Origin of the sequence: Hoeflea sp. 108 (assembly GCF_000372965.1) — a bacterium.
Taxonomy (GTDB): Bacteria; Pseudomonadota; Alphaproteobacteria; order Rhizobiales; family Rhizobiaceae; genus Aminobacter.
Map to the genome: position 1 here is coordinate 3,601,083 of NZ_KB890024.1, position 17,570 is coordinate 3,618,652.

Sequence of the window (17,570 nt, forward strand, 5' to 3'; positions counted from 1 at the left end):
GCCCTCCGCTATGGAGCATGGATGAACATTATCCGCATAGACGACCCGGCCGACCCGCGCGTCGCGCCTTATCTGGACATACGCGAGCGTGATCTCGTCGGGCGCGAGGGCCGCTTCGTGGCCGAAGGCAAGGTTGTCCTCAACGTGCTGTTTTCAGCACGCCGCTTCGAGGCGGAGTCGGCGCTCGTCCTGGAAAACCGCTTGGACGGGCTGGCGGCGACGCTGGCGCTCGCTCCAGATCACCTGCCTGTCCATGTCGTGTCGGGCGCAGTGATGGATGCCATCGCCGGCTTCCACATGCATCGCGGCATCCTTGCCATCGGTCGCAAGGGAGAGCCCGCCACTGTCGACGGCCTGCTGGCCGCCCTGCCCGAGCGCGCGCTCGTGGCGGTGCCTGTCGGCATTTCGAACCACGACAATATCGGCTCGATCTTCCGCAACGCGGCTGCCTTCGGCGCAGATGCCGTGCTGCTCGACGAAACCTGCTGCGACCCGCTCTACCGCAAGGCAATCCGTGTGTCGGTGGGGGCCGTGCTCAAGGTCCCCTTTGCCGTCGGCGGTTCGGCGGGCGAGATCGCGGACGCGCTGTCGCGCCACGGCTTCGGCCAGCTGGCGCTGTCTCCGGCGGGACAGGCCGACATCAGGGACATCGCCCGCCCGGCACGGCAGGCGCTTTATCTCGGCACCGAAGGCGAAGGGCTGCCGCAGGCGCTGATGGCGCGGCTGACCACGGCGCGGATCAGGATGGCGCCCGGCTTCGACAGCCTGAACGTCGCCGCCGCCTCGGCAATCGCCCTGCACCATTTTACCGACGCGACCGACTGAGCCGCCGCGCGCCGGTACATCCCCTCGGACGCAGGGCGGCCTGGACGACGCAACTGCCTGGATTTGCCTATTCGGCCGCCGGTGCCTTTTGCAGCGCCCGGACGCGGTCGGCGAGGCTGACCACGGTGCCGCGGTCGCTTGCGGCCGGCACAGGCGCTTCCACGACCTTGTCCAGGGCCTTTGAAATCGGCGATTCCGGCCCTTCGAGGCGCGCAGTCAGCGCCACGACCTCGGCCGCCAGCTCATGCATCTGTTCACGCAGGACGGCGTCCTGGCCGGCACTCGGCACGGCATCGCCCGAGCGCGAAAGTTCGCCCTTCAGCCGCTTGTTCTCGCGGATCAGGGTGGCGATGCGCCCCTCGAAGCGCTCGCGCTCGGCCGTCTGGCCGCTGCCATTGGCCGTCGGCACCGCTGCCGGCTGTTGCTGCGCGGCCTTGGCCTGCTCGCGCAGGCGGGCGAGTTCTCTTTCGCGCCGTTCGATCTTTTCGTCCCGGTCGCTCAGCGTCGACACCATCTTCTCGATCTTCTTGTCCAGGTCGGAGGCGCGCTTGGTTTCTGCCTTCAGCGCATCGCGCACCGCCTTGTTGTCGGCCTCGATCTCCGCCACGCGCTTGTCGAAGACCTTGCGCTGCTGGCGCAAGCTCGACATGTCGTCCGTCAGCTTGCCGAGTTCGCTTTCGCGGCTGACCAGCTCGATCTGGCGATTGGAGGAGGACAGGCTGGCCTCGTCATAGAGGCGGCCAAGCTCCTCGAATTCCACGGCGCGCTTGTCCAGCAGGCTTTCGGCCTCGGCAAGCTGGCCCGCGAGCGCCTTGATCTGTTCGTCGCGCTTTCCGACCTCGTCATGCAGGCTGCCGTGCCTGGCTTCCAACTCGTTGACCGTGCGGTCCTTGTCGGCATGTCCGTCGGAAAGCAGCTTCTGCGCCTCGTGCAGGCGGCTGAGTTCCACCGCCTGGGAAAGCGCCTTTTCTTGCGAGGCCTTGAGCTGAACCTCGACCTTGCGCAGCGCCATCGCATGTTCGGCCCGGAGGCTGTCCTTGTCGGCGCGGATTTCCTCGAGCGTCATGGGCAGCTTCGCCTCGACGCGCTGGCGCGTCACCGAGACCGTGCGCCGCCACACCGCCGGTGCGATCAGCAGCACGAGGAACCCTGCGGTCAGGAAGCCAAGAACGAAAAACAGGATCGACTGGACCAAGGCACTTTACCCGTTACGGACAGGTGCGAGTTTGCCATGATCCCATGGCAGGAATCCAGCACCGCTGCAAATGCTCCACCGCACTTGGCAGGCCTTCGCGCGGTTTTCTCACAAGATCGTGCACAGCTTTTGCGTGTATGCGCTCCGACAGGCGAGGCATTGCCGGGCGGCGCGGACGCCGCCCGGACAGGCTCAGAAGGGATTCCAGGTCGGCTGCTGGGTCAACTTCAGGTAGCCGACATTGATGCCGAGACGCGCGCCGACACCGGTGCGCACCGGCACCAGCAGGATGTTGCCGCGCTTGAGCACGTTGAAGCCGACGCCGGCGATCACATAGGCCGAACCGGCGACACCGGCATAACGGTCATAGAGATTGTTCACGTCGTCGAGATTGTAGACCAGCATCATGATGCGCGAGCCCTGGCCGCCAAAGTCCCAGCCCAGCGACGGACCCTGCCAGAACACCTTATGGTCGCCGGCATTCTTGGTGTAGAGCGAGCCTTCGCCATAGGTCAGGCCGCCGACGAAGGCGCCGGAGCCCTCTTCGCCCAGCACATAGCCGTTGGGCAGGCCATAGGACGCGAAAATCTTCTCGACGACGCTGGCCAGTCCGCCCGAGGTCGAACCGAAGAAGCGATGACCGGAATCGAGGATCTCCTGCGCAGTGTATTCCTGTGCGCGAGACGCGGATGTCGAAAATGCCAGAACGCCGGCCAGGACGAACATCGCGGCAAAAAGCCGGGTAAACGCCCGGCTATAGAATCGGGAAATCATGCTTCCAAATCTCCGTCAGGGAGCACACTTTCTCCGACGCCCCGGACCCGCTGCCACTCTTTTTGGTGGCTCGCCTGTCCAACTCGGCAAACTATGCCGTAATCCTTTTTCAACCATTAAACTGCCTTAAGAAGATGGCATATCGAAGGCGACATGAGGCCGTAAAAAGGCCTGTTATGCGCCAAAGTGCGGGCATTTTAACCATCTTGCGCCCCCTGTTTCTTGCCGCGTTAACCAGCCCTGTGTAACCAAGGGTACAGTTGGCCAGCCCTGATTCGCGCAAGGGCGCCGTGCGTCCATGAGGACACACAAAAGGCGTCCTAGCCTGTTGAGTCGGCGCATCGTGATTTCCGAAAACCGGTCGCGGCTTTCGGGCCGATACGCTCCGGGGTCCTGGTCTCGGAATTGAGCTTGAAGCCACCGCTCTAAGGGATGCCCACATGGCCGAATTGTTGTCGCTTTCCGCCCCCGATCTCGCGGCGCTGCTGTGCAGCAGGGTCTGCCACGACATCATTTCGCCGGTCGGCGCCATCAACAACGGCCTCGAACTGCTCGATGAGGGCGGCGCCGACGAAGACGCGATGCGCCTGATCCGCACCAGCGCCCGCAACGCCTCGGCGCGGCTGCAATTCGCCCGCATCGCCTTTGGCGCGGCAGGCTCCGCCGGCATGCTGATCGACACCGGCGACGCCGAAGCGGTCGCCACCGCCTTCCTCAAGAACGAAAAGCCGGAACTGACCTGGACCGGCGGCCGCGCGCTGCTGCCCAAGAACAAGGTCAAGCTGCTGCTCAACCTGCTCCTGGTCGCCAATGCCGCGATCCCCAGGGGCGGCAAGCTGAACGCCACGCTCGAAAACCTCGAGACCGCGCCGAAGTTCACCCTGTCAGCCTCGGGTCCGATGCTGCGCGTGCCGCCGAAGTTCCTCGAGCTGCACTCCGGCCAGAAGCCCGAAGAGCCGATCGACGCCCATTCGGTGCAGCCTTACTACACCCTGCTTCTGGCCCGTGAGGCCGGCATGACCATCTCGGTTCACGCCACGCCGGAAGAGATCCTGTTCACGGCCGAATAAATCCGGCCGGACGTCGAATATTCCAGACGTTTCTGACAGTCCCGCCGGCATCCGGCGGGACTGTTTTCGTTTGGGCACAGTCTTCGCCGGCAACTGGCGGCCCGAATGTTTCCAAGAATTTTACCATCCGGCTTTTCGGCTTCTTTACCGGACCGCACTACGGTCCGCAGACAACGCCGAACGCCCTTGTGTCCGGCTCCCGCAGAGAGGTCCGGGATATGAAGCGCTGCCTGTTCGTCGACGATTCCAGCGTCATCCGCAAAGTCGCCAAACGCATCCTGAACGGCCCCGACATGCTGGTGGTCGAGGCTGCCACGGGCGCCGAGGGCCTGGACGTCTGCGCTTACGATATGCCGGACATCATCGTCGTCGACGGTGCGCTCGAAGACATCACCACCGTCGACTTCATCCGCCGCGTGCGGGCGATGCCGAGCCCGGTCAAGCCGCAGATCGCCATCTGCCTGACCGAGGTGGACATCGGCGCCATCATGCGCGCCAAGCGCGCCGGCGCCCAGGGCTATCTCTTGAAGCCGTTCACCCGGCCGCAGCTGCTCGACCGCTTCCGCGCCTTCGACGTGGCCGCCTGAGCGCGGCCGAAAACCGGAACCGGTTTCCGGGAGACAAGCACGTCGATTCAATAGGTTAGTACATCCAACGGGCGCAGGGCGCTCCATTCGGCACAAAAAAGAAAGCCCGGCACAGAGGCCGGGCTTTGACTGAAGGTAAAGCAGATATCAGGCGATTTCGCGCAGCTCTTCCGGCTCGCGCAGCACATAACCGCGGCCCCAGACCGTTTCGATGAAGTTCTGGCCGCCGGATGCAGCGTCGAGCTTCTTGCGCAGCTTGCAGATGAAGACGTCGATGATCTTCAGTTCCGGCTCGTCCATGCCGCCATAGAGGTGGTTGAGGAACATTTCCTTGGTAAGCGTGGTGCCCTTGCGCAGCGAGAGCAGCTCCAGCATCTGGTATTCCTTGCCGGTCAGGTGCACGCGCTGGCCACCGACCTCGACCGTCTTGGCGTCGAGATTGACGATCAGGTCGCCGGTCATGATGACCGACTGGGCGTGGCCCTTCGAACGGCGCACGATGGCGTGAATGCGCGCCACCAATTCGTCCTTGTGGAACGGCTTGGTCATGTAGTCGTCGGCGCCGAAGCCCAGGCCGCGCACCTTGTCCTCGATGCCGGCCATGCCGGAGAGGATCAGGATCGGCGTCTTGACCTTGGACAGGCGCAAAGTGCGCAGAACCTCGTAACCCGACATGTCGGGCAGGTTCAGGTCGAGAAGGATGATGTCGTAGTCATAGAGCTTGCCGAGATCGACGCCTTCTTCGCCGAGGTCGGTCGTGTAGACGTTGAAGCTCTCAGACTTGAGCATCAGTTCGATGCTCTGTGCGGTTGCACTGTCGTCTTCTATCAGCAGAACGCGCATTCAAAATCCCCTTTTCTGCTGCCGGATGCCTTCGCGGTCCTATCCATCCCGGCCCAGTGCTTACCTGAATCGCAGGCTGCCACCGAATGGTTAACAAAACCTAATTTCGTATGGAAGACCATATCAGAAATTTTAACCGGCGCATACACCCACTTGAATCCAAACATGAATCACAAGGTCAACATCTTAACGCGCTGCATTAACTAGGTTGCCTAAGCGACTCTGGAAACGGACCCGCAGGTTCACAGCGAAAACTGGAATCTTTACCGGGTCTTAAGTCTCGGTAGGTATGATTAACGATGCCCGTAAACGAATGGTTACCAACGGTGAAAAACTTTAAAAGTTTGTTTTCCATCATTGGGGATCAGGGTCCGTTCGGTTGCGGCAGGTCCTTCGGGGCCAGAGTGACAGTAAGAGTGCGTTTTTCGGTGTTCGGGAGTATCGGGTCATGAAGTCACGGGAGAACCTGGTCAGGCTCAAGCAGTTCCAGGTGAACGAAAAGCGCCGGCAACTGATGCAGCTTGATTCGATGATCGCCGAATTCGATCGAATGGCGAACGAACTGGAATTGCAGATCGTCGCTGAGGAGAAGAAGGCTGGGATCACCGATCTCAATCATTTCGCTTATCCGACATTCGCCAAGGCCGCGCGCCAGCGGCGCGACAATCTGAAAAACTCCCAACACGATCTGGCGCAACAGCGCGCCGCAGCAGAAGCCTTACTCGCTGAAGCTGAAGCGGAGCTGTCCAAGGCGGAAATGCTGGAATCGCGCGATCGCACCAACCGCGAGGCCGAAACCGGCGGCCGCAGCGCAATGATCGGCTGAAAAGCCCGATTTCAAGGAACCGGCACGCCGGCCCCAGCCGGCAAGGCCTCAGAGTTCGGCGAACTGCCCTTCGCCGGCCTGCGAACGTGCGCGCGCTTCGCGAATCTCGGGCGCATGCCTCTCCGACCAGACCCTGATCTGATTGAGCAACTCGGCGACGTTCTGGCCGAGTTCGGTGAGCTCATATTCGACGCGCGGCGGAATGACGGGAAATATCTCGCGCCGCACCAGGCCATCGCGCTCCAGAACCCGCAGGGTCTGTGTCAGCATCTTCGGCGTGATGCCTTCCACCTTGCGCGACAGGTCGCCATAGCGACGCCTGCCCGTCTTCAAAGCCCCCACGACAAGATAGACCCACTTGCTCGCCAGCATCTCGAGCACGGTGTGCGACATGCATGAGCGCTTGAAGGCGTCATAGCCGAAGGGGGTATCGGGGGCGCATTCACTATCCATGAGGTACCTATATATCAAAAAGGTACATACTGGACAAGATACCTATACTATCCAAATGATAGTGGCACATCGTCCCAAGGAGAACATCACGATGCGAGCCATTACCCAGAACACCGTCGGCGGCCCCGAAGTGCTGACGCTTGCCGACCTGCCCGCCCCGCAGCCGAAGCCCGGCGAGGTGCTGATCCGCACCAGGGCGGCGGGCGTCAACCCGGTCGATGCCGCCGTACGCGGCGGCTACTACCCGCTGCTCGGCGAACCGCCCTTCGTGCTCGGCTGGGACGTTTCCGGCACGGTTGAAGCCATTGGCGCCGGCGTCACCGACCTTGCGCCTGGCGACGAGGTCTTCGGCATGCCGCGCTTCCCCGCCGGGGCGGCCGCCTATGCGGAACTGGTGGCGGCACCCGCGTCGGAAGTCGCCCGCAAGCCGGCGAGCCTCGACCATCTCGACGCCGGCGCATTGCCTCTGGCCGGCCTCACCGCGTGGCAGGGACTGGTGACGTTCGGCCGCATCAAGGCCGGCGACCGCGTGCTGGTCCAGGCCGCGGCCGGCGGCGTCGGCCATCTCGCCGTGCAGATCGCCAAGGCGCGCGGCGCTTACGTCATTGCCACGGCCAGCCCCGGCAAGGTCGACTTCGTCCGCTCGCTCGGCGCCGACGAGGTGATCGACTACACCAGGGACGACTTTGTCCAGAAGGCAGGCAAGGTCGATCTCGTCTTCGAAGCGCTTGGCGGCGACCATCCCGAAAAGTCGCTGAAGACGCTGAAGACGGGCGGCACGCTCGTCGTCCTGCTCGGCACAAGCGACAAGGTGGCGGCCGAGGCTGCCGAGCGCGACATCAGGATCGAGCGCATTTCCGTGCGCCCCGACCGCGCCGGCCTGGAAGATCTGGCGAAGCTGATCGACGCGGGCAAGCTCAAGGTGCATGTCGCCAAAAGCTTCCCGCTGGCGGAGGCTGCCGCTGCCCACGACTTCCTTGCCGGCAAGCCCATCGGCAAGGTGGTGCTGACGGCCTGAGAGCAACGCCCTCAAGCGCGATGATGAAGAAGCCGGACAGCAGGCGGCTGCCCGGCTTCTCTGCTGTTCACCCGTCCGTTATAGCTTGGCGATGCGATCGCTTCTGCCACTGATCCTGTTTGCAGCCTCCATCTGCTTCTCGCTCGGCATCGTCCTGCCGCTGATCCATGTCGACCGGCTGTATTTCTTCTCCGACGAACCTTCGCTGATCGGCATGATCGCAGCACTGTGGAGCGGCGGCGACTGGCTGCTGGCGGCTGTCGTGGCGCTGTTTTCCGTGGCGTTCCCCGCCATGAAGCTCGGCCTGCTGCACAACGCAGCCTATGGCCGATCGGGCGCAGGCATTCCCGGCTGGTTTCGCGCTTTGTCGAACTGGTCGATGCTGGACGTGATCCTGGTCGCGCTCGTGATCTTCGCCGCCAAGACCTCCGGCCTGGCAACTGCCTTCACCAAGCCCGGACTGTGGTTCTTTGCGGCGTCGGTGGTGCTGACGGCCACCGCCTCCGCCATGATCAAGCGCGCGCCGCGACCGGAAGACCGGACGGCTCACTGATAACCGAGCTCTCCGCCCTCAAAGCCAGGGCTCGGAAAACCCCGCCGAAAAGCAAAAAGGGTGCGGTTTCCCGCACCCTTTTCTTTGATTGGCCCTAACGGCCGGTGTCAGTGACGATACTGCTGGATGCGCGTGGTGCGCAGGCCAGCAAGACCGTATTCGTCAATGGATGCCTGCCAGGAGAGAAACTCCTCGGTCGTCAGCTTGTAGCGCTGGCACGCCTCTTCGAGGCTGAGCAGCCCACCCCTGACGGCGGCAACCACCTCCGCCTTGCGGCGGATAACCCACCGGCGCGTGTTGCTCGGGGGCAGATCGGCAATCGTAAGCGGGCTGCCGTCCGGCCCGATAACATATTTGACACGCGGTCTAACCAGATCGGTCATCGTACTCTCTACTAAAAACTCAAAGACCCAATCATCCGCCACACTAACGCCACAGCTTTAAAAATTGCCTAAGCGTTCCCTAAGGGGTAAGTAACGAACGTGAATGGATCGTTAGACTCTTGATCCGCAATTTAACCACCTGCCCAGAGCTTTGTATTTGCAGCGCAAAAAGCGCGCACACGGCGCGGGTGGCACTGCGGCCGGGGTTGACCTATATTGCAGCCATTGGCATGCAGCCGACCAAAGACAGCGGAACGCAATCCCGATGAACAGCCTGGACCTGCCCGGACGCCCCGAAGACACCCGCGTGGTTGTAGCCATGTCGGGTGGTGTCGATTCTTCAGTGGTCGCGGGCCTGCTCAAACAGGAAGGCTACGACGTCGTCGGCGTGACGCTGCAGCTCTATGACCATGGCGCCGCCACCCATCGCGCCGGCTCGTGCTGCGCCGGCCAGGACATCGCCGATGCCCGCCGCGTCTCCGAGACGCTCGGCATTCCGCATTATGTGCTCGATTATGAAGAGCGCTTCCGCAAGGCCGTGATCGACCCGTTCGCCGAGAGCTATGTCGCCGGCGAAACGCCCATCCCCTGTGTGTCGTGCAACCAGACCGTCAAGTTCGCCGACCTTTTGGCCACCGCCCGCGAGCTCGGTGCCGATGCGCTGGCCACCGGCCACTACATCCGCTCGGGCCAGAACGGCGCCCACCGCGCCCTTTATCGCCCTGTCGATGCCGACCGCGACCAGAGCTATTTCCTCTTCGCCACCACGCAGGAGCAGATCGACTATCTGCGCTTCCCCCTCGGCGGCATGTCCAAGCCCGACGTGCGCGCCGCCGCAGAGCGCATGGGCCTGACGGTCGCCGCCAAGCAGGACAGCCAGGACATCTGCTTCGTGCCGCAGGGCAAGTACACCGACATCATCGCCAAGCTGCGTCCGTCGGCCGCCAACCCCGGCGACATCGTCCACATCGACGGCCGCGTGCTCGGCCGCCACGAGGGCATCCTGCGCTACACCATCGGCCAGCGCCGCGGTATCGGCATCGCCTCGGGCGAGCCGCTCTACGTCGTCCACATCGACGCCGAGCGGGCGCGCGTCATCGTCGGCCCGCGCGAGGCGCTGGAGACGCACAAGATCTTCCTGCGCAACATGAACTGGCTGGGCGATGGCACCCTTGCCGATGTGCCCGCAGGCGGCCTCGAAATGTTTGCCAAAGTGCGCTCGTCGCGCCCGCCGCGCGCTGCGGTCCTGCATCACCAGAACGGTGCCACCTGGGTCGAGCTGTCGGACGGTGAGTCGGGCATCGCCCCCGGCCAGGCCTGCGTGCTCTATTCCGACGACGGCAACGAAGCGCGTGTCTTCGGCGGCGGCTTCATCGAGCGCTCCGAGCGGCGCGCCGATGCTGAGGCCATGCTGACCAGGCTGGCCGCCATGCCGGGCCCGATCGCAGCCGAATAAGCCTGGACACCATGCTGGAAGCAGCCAAGCGCTGGGCGCGGCTTCTGAAGCGCGATGTCGTGGCGCTCTATCTTGCCGCGCGCAGCCCGCTGACGCCGTGGCCTGCCCGCGTGGCGGCTGCCTGCGTCGCCGCCTATGCGCTCAGCCCAATCGATCTCATTCCCGATTTCGTGCCGGTGCTCGGCTATCTCGACGACCTGCTGATCGTGCCCCTGGGCATCTGGCTGGTGATCCGCATGATCCCGGCCGAGCAGATGGCGGGCTTCCGCGCCGAGGCGGCAAACATTACCGCCAAGCCACGCAGCATGGCCGGCCTCGCCTTCATCGTGGTGGTGTGGCTGGCAGCAATTGCGCTTGCCGGCTGGTGGGTGTTGACCAAGCGAGGGTAATAGCGAAAAAGCCGGGGAGCACGACGCATCCCCCTATTCGCTATTCCCTACTCACTCAGTCGTGCGTCACCGTGCCCGCCGTCAGGATCCTCAGCACCCCGATCGCCTCGTCACCGCCCGTGCGCGGCTCTTCGCGCGTCTCGATGCAGTGGATGAAATGCTCGAGCTCGCGCGTCAGCGGCATCGCGTTCTCGATGGCAATGTAGGTCGGATCCTTCATGGTCGACGTCCACGACCCGCCATCCTCCTGCCAGACAGCGTGGCGGTAGACGGCGAGCTTACGCTCCTGCGGCTCGACATCGTCGAACACGGCCATCGCCTTGGTGCCGACCACCGACAGCCGGCGCTCGCGATAGGGATTGAGGCGCGAGGCGAAGAGATGGCCGCGCAGGCCGTTGGGAAAGCGCATGTGCAGATGCGCAAAGTCGCTGAGGTGATTGAGCAGTGCAGCCCCCTCGCCCCTGACCTCGACCGGATCGGTGCCGGTGATCGCCAGGATCATCGACAGGTCGTGCGGCGCGAGATCCCACAGCGCATCGTTTTCGGCGTGGAACTTTCCAAGGCCGAGGCGGTGCGAATGAATGTAGCCGACCTCGCCCAGCTCGCCGCTGTCGACCAGCGCCTTGAGGCCTTCGAAGGCCGGATGAAAACGCAGCACATGGCCGGTCATGAACACGCGGCCATTGTCGCGCGCCGCCTGCACCGCGCGCTCGGCATCGGCCACCGTCAGCGCGATCGGCTTTTCGACCAGCACGTCCTTGCCCGCCTGGACGGCACGCACGGCGAAATCGGCATGGAACTGCGGCGGCAAGGCCATGACGATGGCATCGACATCGTCGCGTGTCATCAGTTCGTCCGGGGTGAGCGCGATACAGCCATGTTCGCCGGCAAAACGTGCGGCGCGGGCCGGATCGACGTCGGAGACGGCATGGAGAGCACCGAGCGACTTCAGGGTGCGGATGTGGTTACCGCCCCAATATCCGCATCCAAGGACAGCAATACGCGGTTTCATCAGGCTCTTTCCCGGGAAAAATCTGCGGCAGACATAATGGCCAAGGGGTACGAACTCAACCCCGCAGCCTGTGTCCTAACGGCTCAGGACGGGCTGAAACAGCAACTTGCGAATTTCGCAAATGAAGGTGTTGACAGGTTCGCCCTGCCAACCTTATATCCGCCCGACCTTGGCGAACGCTTCGACGCCCGCCCCGAAATCGGGACAGAAAGTCGAACATTTTGCCGGCCCTGGCGGGGTAGCTCAGTTGGTTAGAGCACGGGAATCATAATCCTGGGGTCGGGGGTTCAAGTCCCTCTCCCGCTACCACTTCCATAGATGATTTTATGTGAAGCCCGCAGAGCAGTCTGACGGGCCGATCTCGTTTGCACGAGATGATGCCGGCCTGGCACATCAGGAACTGCGCAGGGATGCCTCGATCACCCGCGCTGCAGGCTTTCCCCCGTTCGGGCCATGTCGTCCTGCGCTCGGTCTATCAGCGCCAGAAGGCGTTGGACATCGACATGATATCCATCTTCCGCCTTGTCGGCGACGATGGTCGCCATGCGCTGGCCAAGCGCCGGCACCATATCGGCGATCAGGGCATTGAAGCGGTCGGCAGGATTGATCACCACGATCAGCGCTCCAAGTGCGGCGCCAAAGTGGCCATGCACCCACTGGCTGCCTTCGACGGTCACGACGACAGGCACCTGCGCCAGCGCTGCCAGCAGCTCCGGCAATGGCGAGGTGACATCGCAGACAACATAGCCGCGGGCAGCCAGAGCCTCGGCCACCTCGTCTTCATTTTGCAGGCTGCGGCTGGCGCCGGTTCCGCCCCGCCGCAAGAACACGCCGGCGTGCCCTGATGGCGCCAACTCTGCATGCAGCCTTCCATGCAGGTCCCGCGTACGGGCGCGGCGGTGCGTGTTCATTCCACGGTCGTCGGTCAGCCACATCTCACGGGCATAGACCAATGGAGCGGGTGCCGGCGACAGGCCGAGCATCTCGCAATAGCCGCGGGCGTGATGCCAGAACGGGTTGTAGGGCAGGCAAAGGATCTCGTCTGGCCGGGCAAGCAGGGAGGCTGGCAAGGAATCGTTTGCCAGGTGGCCAAAATAGGCAAGCGCCACCGAAGTCATCGCGAAAAATGCCTTGTCCACATGCAGCATGGGCTCGGTCAGCACGGCTTGCAGAGGTGCGGGACCATGGCGCTGCAGGCTACGCAACAGGCTGAACACCCCGCGAGGGGTCGCCAATGCATCGCCGAGTCGATAGCGCGTGGTCGCACCATGTTGTCGCAACCCGCCCGCGATCCGCAGCCTTTCATTGTCGAGCGTCGTCGACTGCTCCGCGCCCCGGACGCGATCCCAATCGGCTGGGTCCATGTAAGCAGGCGCCTGTTCGAGCGTTTCAGCTTCGGCAACAAGCTCGGACGGAAGCCCTGCCAGCGTGCCCCGCACTTTGCGGAGCCGCTCGAAAATCGAGCCTGAAAGAGGATAGAGCCGTGAAATGGCCGACATGCACCCGCCTCTCTGACAAAGAGCTTGGGCATTTATAGACGCATGGACTGCTCATCTCCATCGTTGTTCGCACCATCTCTCCGCCGAACGAACAATATCCGAAGCCGAGGCAAAACCGTGCGGTGCCGAGGCCTGGACGAACTCATCCGGTCTAGGCCGTGACTTTCTGCCGCTCGGCGCGCCGCTGCAGCCATTGCACGGTCATCAGAAACACGGTCGAGAACAGGATCAGGAGCGTGGCGACAGCCGCAATCGTCGGCGACAGCGTTTCGCGCACGCCGCTCCACATCTGCCGCGGCAGGGTGCGCTGTTCGGAGCCGGAAATGAACAGGGCGATAACCACCTCGTCGAATGAGGTGACGAAGGCGAACAGCGCGCCTGACACGACGCCTGGCGCGATGATCGGCAGCATGACGCGCATCACCGCCTCGACCGGGGTGGCGCCCAGGCTCGCTGCCGCCCGCATCAGGTTGTGGTCGAAGCTCGCCAGCGTCGCCGTCACCGTGATGACGACGAAGGGCGCGCCGATGGCGGTGTGGGCAAGCACCAGCCCCGTCAGCGAGTTGAGCAGGCCGACGGCTGCGAACGCGTAGTAGATGCCGACCGCCGAGACGATGACAGGCACGATCATCGGCGAGATCAGGATCGCCGTCAGGGTTGCCCTTGCAGGGCAGTCGGGTCGCGTCAGGCCGATGGCGGCGAGCGTGCCCAGAACAGTCGACAGGATGGTGGCCAGGACGGCGACGATGATGCTGTTCTTCAGCGCCAGTTGCCAGACCTCGGAGCCGAAGAACTCCTGGTACCAGCGCAGCGACAGGCCCGGCATCGGATAGGTGAAGAACGGCTCGGCATTGAACGACAGCGGCACGATGGCCACGATCGGCGCGACCAGGAACAGGATGACCAGGCCGCCGGCGAGCCAGAGCAGGACGGGAAAGAGGTGGATCGGGGACCGCGCGTTGATCATCATCCAATCCTCAGGCGGTCGATACCGACCAGGCGGTTGTAGACGGCATAGAGGATCAGCACGGCGACCAGCAGGATGCCGCTCAGTGCCGCCGCCATGCCCCAGTTGGTCACCTGGTTCGAATAATAGGCGATGAAGTAGCTGACCATCTGGTCGCGCGGGCCGCCGACAAGGGCTGGTGTGATGTAGTAGCCGAGCGCCAGGATGAAGACGAGCAACGCGCCGGCGCTGACGCCCGGCAGGCTCATCGGCAGATAGACCCGCCAGAACGCCATGAACGGCGGCGCGCCCAGCGACGAGGCAGCGCGCAGATAGACAGGCGGGATGCCGCGCATGACGCTGTAGATCGGCAGCACCATGAAGGGCAGCAGGATGTGGGTCATCGCCACCAGCACGCCGATGCGGTTGTAGATAAGCTCGAGCGGCTGGGCGGGATCGATGATGCCGATCCACGCCAGCGCCGAGTTGACCACGCCGCGGCTCTGGAGCAGCACCACCCAGGCGCTGGTGCGCACCAGCAACGACGTCCAGAACGGCAGCAGCACGAGCACCAGCAGCGTGTTGGCAACGACCCCTTTCGAGCGCGCGATCAACGCGGCAAGGGGGTAGCCAAGCACCAGGCAGATCAAGGTCACTGATGCGCTGACGACGAAAGTGCGGACCAGGACATCGAGGTGGACGGCGTTATCCGGCGACACGCTTGCCACATTGCCGCTTGCGTCGCGGGTCAGGTCGAGCGCGCCGAGCAGGTAGAAATCGGTGTAGCGGGGCATCGCCTGCTGCAGAACCTGCCAGGCGCGCTGCGTGCCCCACATCTCGTCGATGTCGACAAAGGCCTGCTGGAAAGGCGCTTCGGCATTGCGGATCGTGCGTGCCGTCTTCAGCAGCCTGGAGCGCATGCCCGTTTCGTAATAGTTGAGCCGCTTGGCGATCTCGGCGACATCCTCACGCGACGCCGCCTTGAGATCGGCGGCGAAGGCCGCGAACACGGCTTCGCCGGGCACGCTTTGCCCGTCCCAGCCCGCCAATGCCGAAACCGTCGCCGGCAAGGTGCGCGAGACGTCGCTGTTGTCGACGCTCCTGGTCAACAGCATGCCGATCGGCAGGACGAAGATCGCCAAGAGGAACAGCATGAGCGGGGCGACAAGGAGCAGCGCCTTCACCTGCCCCTTGCGCCTGAGGCCACGCAGGCGACGCGCCAGCGCTGCCCCGTCGACATTCGTCCTGGCGGTGTGATCCGTCATCGCTATCGTCATTGTCCGGCTGCCTTCCGAGCTGGTCCCGGAGAAAAATGCGGGCGAGTCCGGAGAGGCGACCCGCCCGCCAAGGGGACTACTGCGCGAGCCACTTGTTGAAGCGCTCGGTCAATTCCTCGTCATGGTCGGCCCAGAACTCGGCATTCACGACGAAGGCCGTCTTGGTGTTTTCGGGCGCGGTCGGCAGGTCGGGCAGGATTGCGGCCGGAACCTTGGCGATCGCCGCCTTCAGCGTCGGACCATAGGAGATGTATTGCGACTGCCGCGCCATCACGTCGGGGTTCATCGTATAGGCGATGAACTTGTCGGCGGCCGCCTTGTTCTTCGAGCCCTTGGGCTCGGCCCAGAGGTTGAAGTCCATGCCCTGGCCGTCCCAGACGATCTTGAAGTTCTTGCCGCTGTTCTTGACCGCGTCATAGATGCGGCCGTTCCAGGCGGTGGTCATCAGCACTTCACCGTCGGCCAGGAGTTGCGGCGGCTGCGCGCCGGCCGACCACCAGACCTTCACGTCCTTCTTGATGGTGTCGAGCTTCTTGAAGGCACGGTCGACGCCTTCTGGCGTTCCAAGCACCTTGTAGACGTCGGCAGGCGCCACGCCGTCGGCGATCAGCGCGAATTCAAGCGTTGTCTTGGGCGACTTGCGCAGCGCGCGCGGCCCAGGGAACTTCTGCGTGTCGAACAGGTCGGCCATTGTCTTGGGGCCGCCGTTCGGGAACTTGTCGGCATCGTAGGCAAAGATGGTGCCGAAGACGATGGTGGCGGCAGCACAATCCATCGCTGCGCCGTCGATGAACGCCTCCTTGCCGCCGAGTTTCGAGTAGTCGATCTCCTCGAGCCAGCCTTCGTCGCAGCCCTGCAGCGCATGTCCAGGTTCCACATCGACGACGTCCCAGGTCACCTGACCGGTCTCGACCATGCCCTTCAGCTTGGCGGTCGACCCGTCCCACTCATCCTGGAGGATCTTGACGCCGGTCTCCTTGGAATAGGGCGCCATGAACGCCTGCTCCTGGCTCTTGGTGTAGGCGCCGCCCCAGGAGGTGACGGTCAGCGTTTCCTCGGCCAGAGCCGGCATCATCAGAGCGAGGGAAAAGGCAGAAGTCTGAAGCAGCAAGGCAATGCGTGTCATGTCGGTTCCCCTGTTGTTGTTGGTCTGCGTTGGACGAGCGGCGGCCTTTGTCCTCAAGACAGCGCCAGCGCCCGGCAATCTTCCTGCCGCCAGCCGATGGCGATCTCGCCGCCCGGTGCGGGGGTCACGCCTGTATGAGCCGGCACCTTGATACGGATGTCGGTGCAGCCGCAGGTGGCGACCCGGAGACGGATATGGTCACCGTGATAGATCAGCTCCTCGACCCTGGCGGTGAAGCGGTTGGCAACGTCGGCCGCGGGCGCCAGCACGATACGCTCTGGCCTGAGCACCAATGTCGTCTTCGCCCCCTGCCGCAGCCCCTCCCCGGCAAGCGCCGAAATTGTGGCTCCATCCGAAGTCCTGATGCGGCAGGCACCGGCGCCAAGGTCCACCACGTCGCCCGCAATGGCGTTGTTCTCGCCGATGAAGGTGGCGACGAACGGGTTGGCGGGAGCCTCGTAGAGCGCTGCGGGCGGCGCCACCTGCTGCAGCGTGCCGTCGTTGAAGACGCCCACCCGGTCGGACATGGTCAAGGCTTCGCCCTGATCGTGCGTGACGTAGACGACATTGATGCCAAGCCGGGCATGCAGGTGCTTGATCTCGAGCTGCATATGCTCGCGCAGCTGCTTGTCGAGCGCGCCCAGCGGTTCATCCATCAGCACCAGCTCGGGCTCGAAGACGAGCGCCCTGGCGAGCGCTATGCGCTGTTGCTGGCCGCCGGACAGCTGGGCCGGCCGTCTCGCCTCGAAATTGCCCATGCGCACCATGTCGAGCGCGCGTCGCACGCGCTGGGTCACCTCGGCCTTGCCCAGGCGACGCATCTTCAGCGGAAAGGCAACGTTCTCGCCGACCGTCATGTGCGGAAACAGCGCATAGTTCTGGAACACCACACCGATATTGCGGCGATGCGGCGGAACACTGTCTATGCGCTTGCCACCGAGCGTGATGCTGCCTTCGGTCGGCATCTCGAATCCGGCGAGCATCATCAGCGTGGTCGTCTTGCCCGACCCCGACGGCCCGAGAAGCGTCAGGAACTCGCCCTGGGCCACATCGAGATCCAGCCCGCGCACGACATAGCTCGCGCCGTCATAAGATTTGCGCACGCCTTCGAAAGCGATGAAGCGCTCGTTCATGTCGTGATCCTCCGTGCGCCGGAAGGCTTCAGCCTCTTTTTGTCCCGGCACGCTCTCATATTGTCTTGGTCAATAATTTGTTGTCAAGCCACACAAATGCATTGTCTCAAAAATCATCGAATGACACTCGATCATCGCCAGAAATGATGATACGTGGATAAATATGGCTCGGCCGGGCTTGCCCCCACTCTTTCCGAGAACGCTG

General features: G+C 63.6%; 19 protein-coding genes and 1 tRNA gene. 9 read left to right on the forward strand and 11 right to left on the reverse strand.

Annotated elements, in window-relative coordinates; genetic code table 11:
• Positions 1 to 21 precede the first annotated feature (21 nt).
• Entirely contained in the window at positions 22 to 825 is an 804-nt protein-coding gene (locus tag B015_RS0117930; protein ID WP_018429111.1) for an RNA methyltransferase, read from the forward strand.
• A 67-nt stretch (positions 826 to 892) separates the two neighbouring features.
• On the opposite strand, the gene B015_RS0117935 is transcribed toward B015_RS0117930, so the two are convergent.
• Together B015_RS0117935 and B015_RS0117940 are read right to left on the reverse strand one after the other, a co-directional pair.
• Positions 893 to 2,020: a hypothetical protein gene (locus B015_RS0117935; RefSeq protein WP_018429112.1), complete on the reverse strand. Its 1,128-nt coding sequence runs from the start codon at positions 2,018 to 2,020 to the stop codon at positions 893 to 895.
• A 192-nt stretch (positions 2,021 to 2,212) separates the two neighbouring features.
• Complete coding sequence (locus B015_RS0117940) at positions 2,213 to 2,746, reverse strand: EipA family protein (RefSeq protein ID WP_018429113.1); 534 nt, start codon at positions 2,744 to 2,746, stop codon at positions 2,213 to 2,215.
• A 488-nt stretch (positions 2,747 to 3,234) separates the two neighbouring features.
• Between B015_RS0117940 and B015_RS0117945 the strand changes: the two genes are divergently transcribed.
• Both B015_RS0117945 and B015_RS0117950 read left to right on the forward strand, forming a co-directional pair.
• A complete protein-coding gene (locus B015_RS0117945; RefSeq protein WP_018429114.1) occupies positions 3,235 to 3,864 on the forward strand; it encodes a histidine phosphotransferase family protein in 630 nt (209 codons plus the stop codon).
• Between the two features lie 218 nt (positions 3,865 to 4,082).
• Positions 4,083 to 4,451 (forward strand): response regulator, encoded by a 369-nt coding sequence (locus B015_RS0117950; RefSeq protein WP_018429115.1) that lies wholly within the window; start codon positions 4,083 to 4,085, stop codon positions 4,449 to 4,451.
• A gap of 147 nt (positions 4,452 to 4,598) precedes the next feature.
• On the opposite strand, the gene ctrA is transcribed toward B015_RS0117950, so the two are convergent.
• Complete coding sequence (gene ctrA / locus B015_RS0117955) at positions 4,599 to 5,294, reverse strand: cell cycle two-component system response regulator CtrA (protein ID WP_018429116.1); 696 nt, start codon at positions 5,292 to 5,294, stop codon at positions 4,599 to 4,601.
• Positions 5,295 to 5,742: 448 nt separating this feature from the next.
• Between ctrA and B015_RS0117960 the strand changes: the two genes are divergently transcribed.
• On the forward strand, positions 5,743 to 6,120 hold the full coding sequence (locus tag B015_RS0117960) for a hypothetical protein (protein WP_018429117.1): 378 nt from the start codon (positions 5,743 to 5,745) through the stop codon (positions 6,118 to 6,120).
• Positions 6,121 to 6,168: 48 nt separating this feature from the next.
• Here B015_RS0117960 and B015_RS0117965 read toward each other — a convergent pair whose 3' ends face one another.
• Positions 6,169 to 6,573: a helix-turn-helix domain-containing protein gene (locus tag B015_RS0117965; protein WP_026227423.1), complete on the reverse strand. Its 405-nt coding sequence runs from the start codon at positions 6,571 to 6,573 to the stop codon at positions 6,169 to 6,171.
• A gap of 91 nt (positions 6,574 to 6,664) precedes the next feature.
• On the opposite strand from B015_RS0117965, the gene B015_RS0117970 reads away from it, so the two are divergent.
• Positions 6,665 to 7,591 carry an NADP-dependent oxidoreductase gene (locus B015_RS0117970; protein WP_026227424.1) on the forward strand — a complete coding sequence of 309 codons (927 nt, stop codon included), beginning with the start codon at positions 6,665 to 6,667 and terminating at the stop codon, positions 7,589 to 7,591.
• A 91-nt stretch (positions 7,592 to 7,682) separates the two neighbouring features.
• Complete coding sequence (locus B015_RS0117975; protein ID WP_018429120.1) at positions 7,683 to 8,144, forward strand: paraquat-inducible protein A; 462 nt, start codon at positions 7,683 to 7,685, stop codon at positions 8,142 to 8,144.
• Between the two features lie 107 nt (positions 8,145 to 8,251).
• Here the strand turns inward: B015_RS0117975 and B015_RS0117980 are convergent, their stop codons facing one another.
• The gene (locus tag B015_RS0117980) at positions 8,252 to 8,527 is read right to left on the reverse strand and encodes a DUF1153 domain-containing protein (protein ID WP_026227425.1); all 276 of its coding nucleotides are present in this window, start codon (positions 8,525 to 8,527) and stop codon (positions 8,252 to 8,254) included.
• Between the two features lie 265 nt (positions 8,528 to 8,792).
• Here B015_RS0117980 and mnmA point away from each other — a divergent pair, with 265 nt between their 5' ends.
• Positions 8,793 to 9,983 (forward strand): tRNA 2-thiouridine(34) synthase MnmA, encoded by a 1,191-nt coding sequence (gene mnmA, locus B015_RS0117985; RefSeq protein ID WP_018429122.1) that lies wholly within the window; start codon positions 8,793 to 8,795, stop codon positions 9,981 to 9,983.
• Between the two features lie 11 nt (positions 9,984 to 9,994).
• A complete protein-coding gene (locus B015_RS0117990; RefSeq protein ID WP_018429123.1) occupies positions 9,995 to 10,372 on the forward strand; it encodes a DUF1232 domain-containing protein in 378 nt (125 codons plus the stop codon).
• A 55-nt stretch (positions 10,373 to 10,427) separates the two neighbouring features.
• On the opposite strand, the gene B015_RS0117995 is transcribed toward B015_RS0117990, so the two are convergent.
• Positions 10,428 to 11,384, reverse strand: a complete 957-nt coding sequence (locus B015_RS0117995) for a Gfo/Idh/MocA family oxidoreductase (protein WP_018429124.1) — start codon at positions 11,382 to 11,384, stop codon at positions 10,428 to 10,430.
• 232 nt (positions 11,385 to 11,616) lie between these two features.
• On the opposite strand from B015_RS0117995, the gene B015_RS0118000 reads away from it, so the two are divergent.
• Positions 11,617 to 11,693: transfer RNA gene (locus B015_RS0118000), tRNA-Met, on the forward strand.
• A 110-nt stretch (positions 11,694 to 11,803) separates the two neighbouring features.
• On the opposite strand, the gene B015_RS32245 is transcribed toward B015_RS0118000, so the two are convergent.
• The 5 genes from B015_RS32245 to B015_RS0118025 all read right to left on the reverse strand — a co-directional run bounded on the left by B015_RS32245 (position 11,804) and on the right by B015_RS0118025 (position 17,365).
• Positions 11,804 to 12,883: a glycosyltransferase 61 family protein gene (locus B015_RS32245; protein ID WP_018429125.1), complete on the reverse strand. Its 1,080-nt coding sequence runs from the start codon at positions 12,881 to 12,883 to the stop codon at positions 11,804 to 11,806.
• Positions 12,884 to 13,034: 151 nt separating this feature from the next.
• The gene (locus B015_RS0118010; RefSeq protein WP_026227426.1) at positions 13,035 to 13,850 is read right to left on the reverse strand and encodes an ABC transporter permease; all 816 of its coding nucleotides are present in this window, start codon (positions 13,848 to 13,850) and stop codon (positions 13,035 to 13,037) included.
• Positions 13,850 to 15,094: an ABC transporter permease gene (locus B015_RS0118015; protein ID WP_040456900.1), complete on the reverse strand. Its 1,245-nt coding sequence runs from the start codon at positions 15,092 to 15,094 to the stop codon at positions 13,850 to 13,852. The genes B015_RS0118010 and B015_RS0118015 overlap by 1 nt, the downstream gene beginning before the upstream one ends.
• 88 nt (positions 15,095 to 15,182) lie before the next feature.
• Positions 15,183 to 16,232 carry an ABC transporter substrate-binding protein gene (locus B015_RS0118020; RefSeq protein WP_026227428.1) on the reverse strand — a complete coding sequence of 350 codons (1,050 nt, stop codon included), beginning with the start codon at positions 16,230 to 16,232 and terminating at the stop codon, positions 15,183 to 15,185.
• Between the two features lie 53 nt (positions 16,233 to 16,285).
• Positions 16,286 to 17,365 (reverse strand): ABC transporter ATP-binding protein, encoded by a 1,080-nt coding sequence (locus B015_RS0118025; RefSeq protein WP_018429129.1) that lies wholly within the window; start codon positions 17,363 to 17,365, stop codon positions 16,286 to 16,288.
• Positions 17,366 to 17,570: the final 205 nt, after the last annotated feature.

Coding starts and splice junctions, on each gene's coding strand:
- B015_RS0118010 (WP_026227426.1), bottom strand. CDS start 13,850: ATGATCAACGCGCGGTCCCCGATCCACCTCTTTCCCGTCCTGCTCTGG.
- B015_RS0117990 (WP_018429123.1), top strand. CDS start 9,995: ATGCTGGAAGCAGCCAAGCGCTGGGCGCGGCTTCTGAAGCGCGATGTC.
- B015_RS0118015 (WP_040456900.1), bottom strand. CDS start 15,094: ATGACGGATCACACCGCCAGGACGAATGTCGACGGGGCAGCGCTGGCG.
- ctrA (WP_018429116.1), bottom strand. CDS start 5,294: ATGCGCGTTCTGCTGATAGAAGACGACAGTGCAACCGCACAGAGCATC.
- B015_RS0118025 (WP_018429129.1), bottom strand. CDS start 17,365: ATGAACGAGCGCTTCATCGCTTTCGAAGGCGTGCGCAAATCTTATGAC.
- B015_RS32245 (WP_018429125.1), bottom strand. CDS start 12,883: ATGTCGGCCATTTCACGGCTCTATCCTCTTTCAGGCTCGATTTTCGAG.
- B015_RS0117960 (WP_018429117.1), top strand. CDS start 5,743: ATGAAGTCACGGGAGAACCTGGTCAGGCTCAAGCAGTTCCAGGTGAAC.
- B015_RS0117950 (WP_018429115.1), top strand. CDS start 4,083: ATGAAGCGCTGCCTGTTCGTCGACGATTCCAGCGTCATCCGCAAAGTC.
- B015_RS0117995 (WP_018429124.1), bottom strand. CDS start 11,384: ATGAAACCGCGTATTGCTGTCCTTGGATGCGGATATTGGGGCGGTAAC.
- B015_RS0117970 (WP_026227424.1), top strand. CDS start 6,665: ATGCGAGCCATTACCCAGAACACCGTCGGCGGCCCCGAAGTGCTGACG.
- B015_RS0117930 (WP_018429111.1), top strand. CDS start 22: ATGAACATTATCCGCATAGACGACCCGGCCGACCCGCGCGTCGCGCCT.
- mnmA (WP_018429122.1), top strand. CDS start 8,793: ATGAACAGCCTGGACCTGCCCGGACGCCCCGAAGACACCCGCGTGGTT.
- B015_RS0117965 (WP_026227423.1), bottom strand. CDS start 6,573: ATGGATAGTGAATGCGCCCCCGATACCCCCTTCGGCTATGACGCCTTC.
- B015_RS0117975 (WP_018429120.1), top strand. CDS start 7,683: ATGCGATCGCTTCTGCCACTGATCCTGTTTGCAGCCTCCATCTGCTTC.
- B015_RS0117945 (WP_018429114.1), top strand. CDS start 3,235: ATGGCCGAATTGTTGTCGCTTTCCGCCCCCGATCTCGCGGCGCTGCTG.
- B015_RS0117980 (WP_026227425.1), bottom strand. CDS start 8,527: ATGACCGATCTGGTTAGACCGCGTGTCAAATATGTTATCGGGCCGGAC.
- B015_RS0118020 (WP_026227428.1), bottom strand. CDS start 16,232: ATGACACGCATTGCCTTGCTGCTTCAGACTTCTGCCTTTTCCCTCGCT.
- B015_RS0117940 (WP_018429113.1), bottom strand. CDS start 2,746: ATGTTCGTCCTGGCCGGCGTTCTGGCATTTTCGACATCCGCGTCTCGC.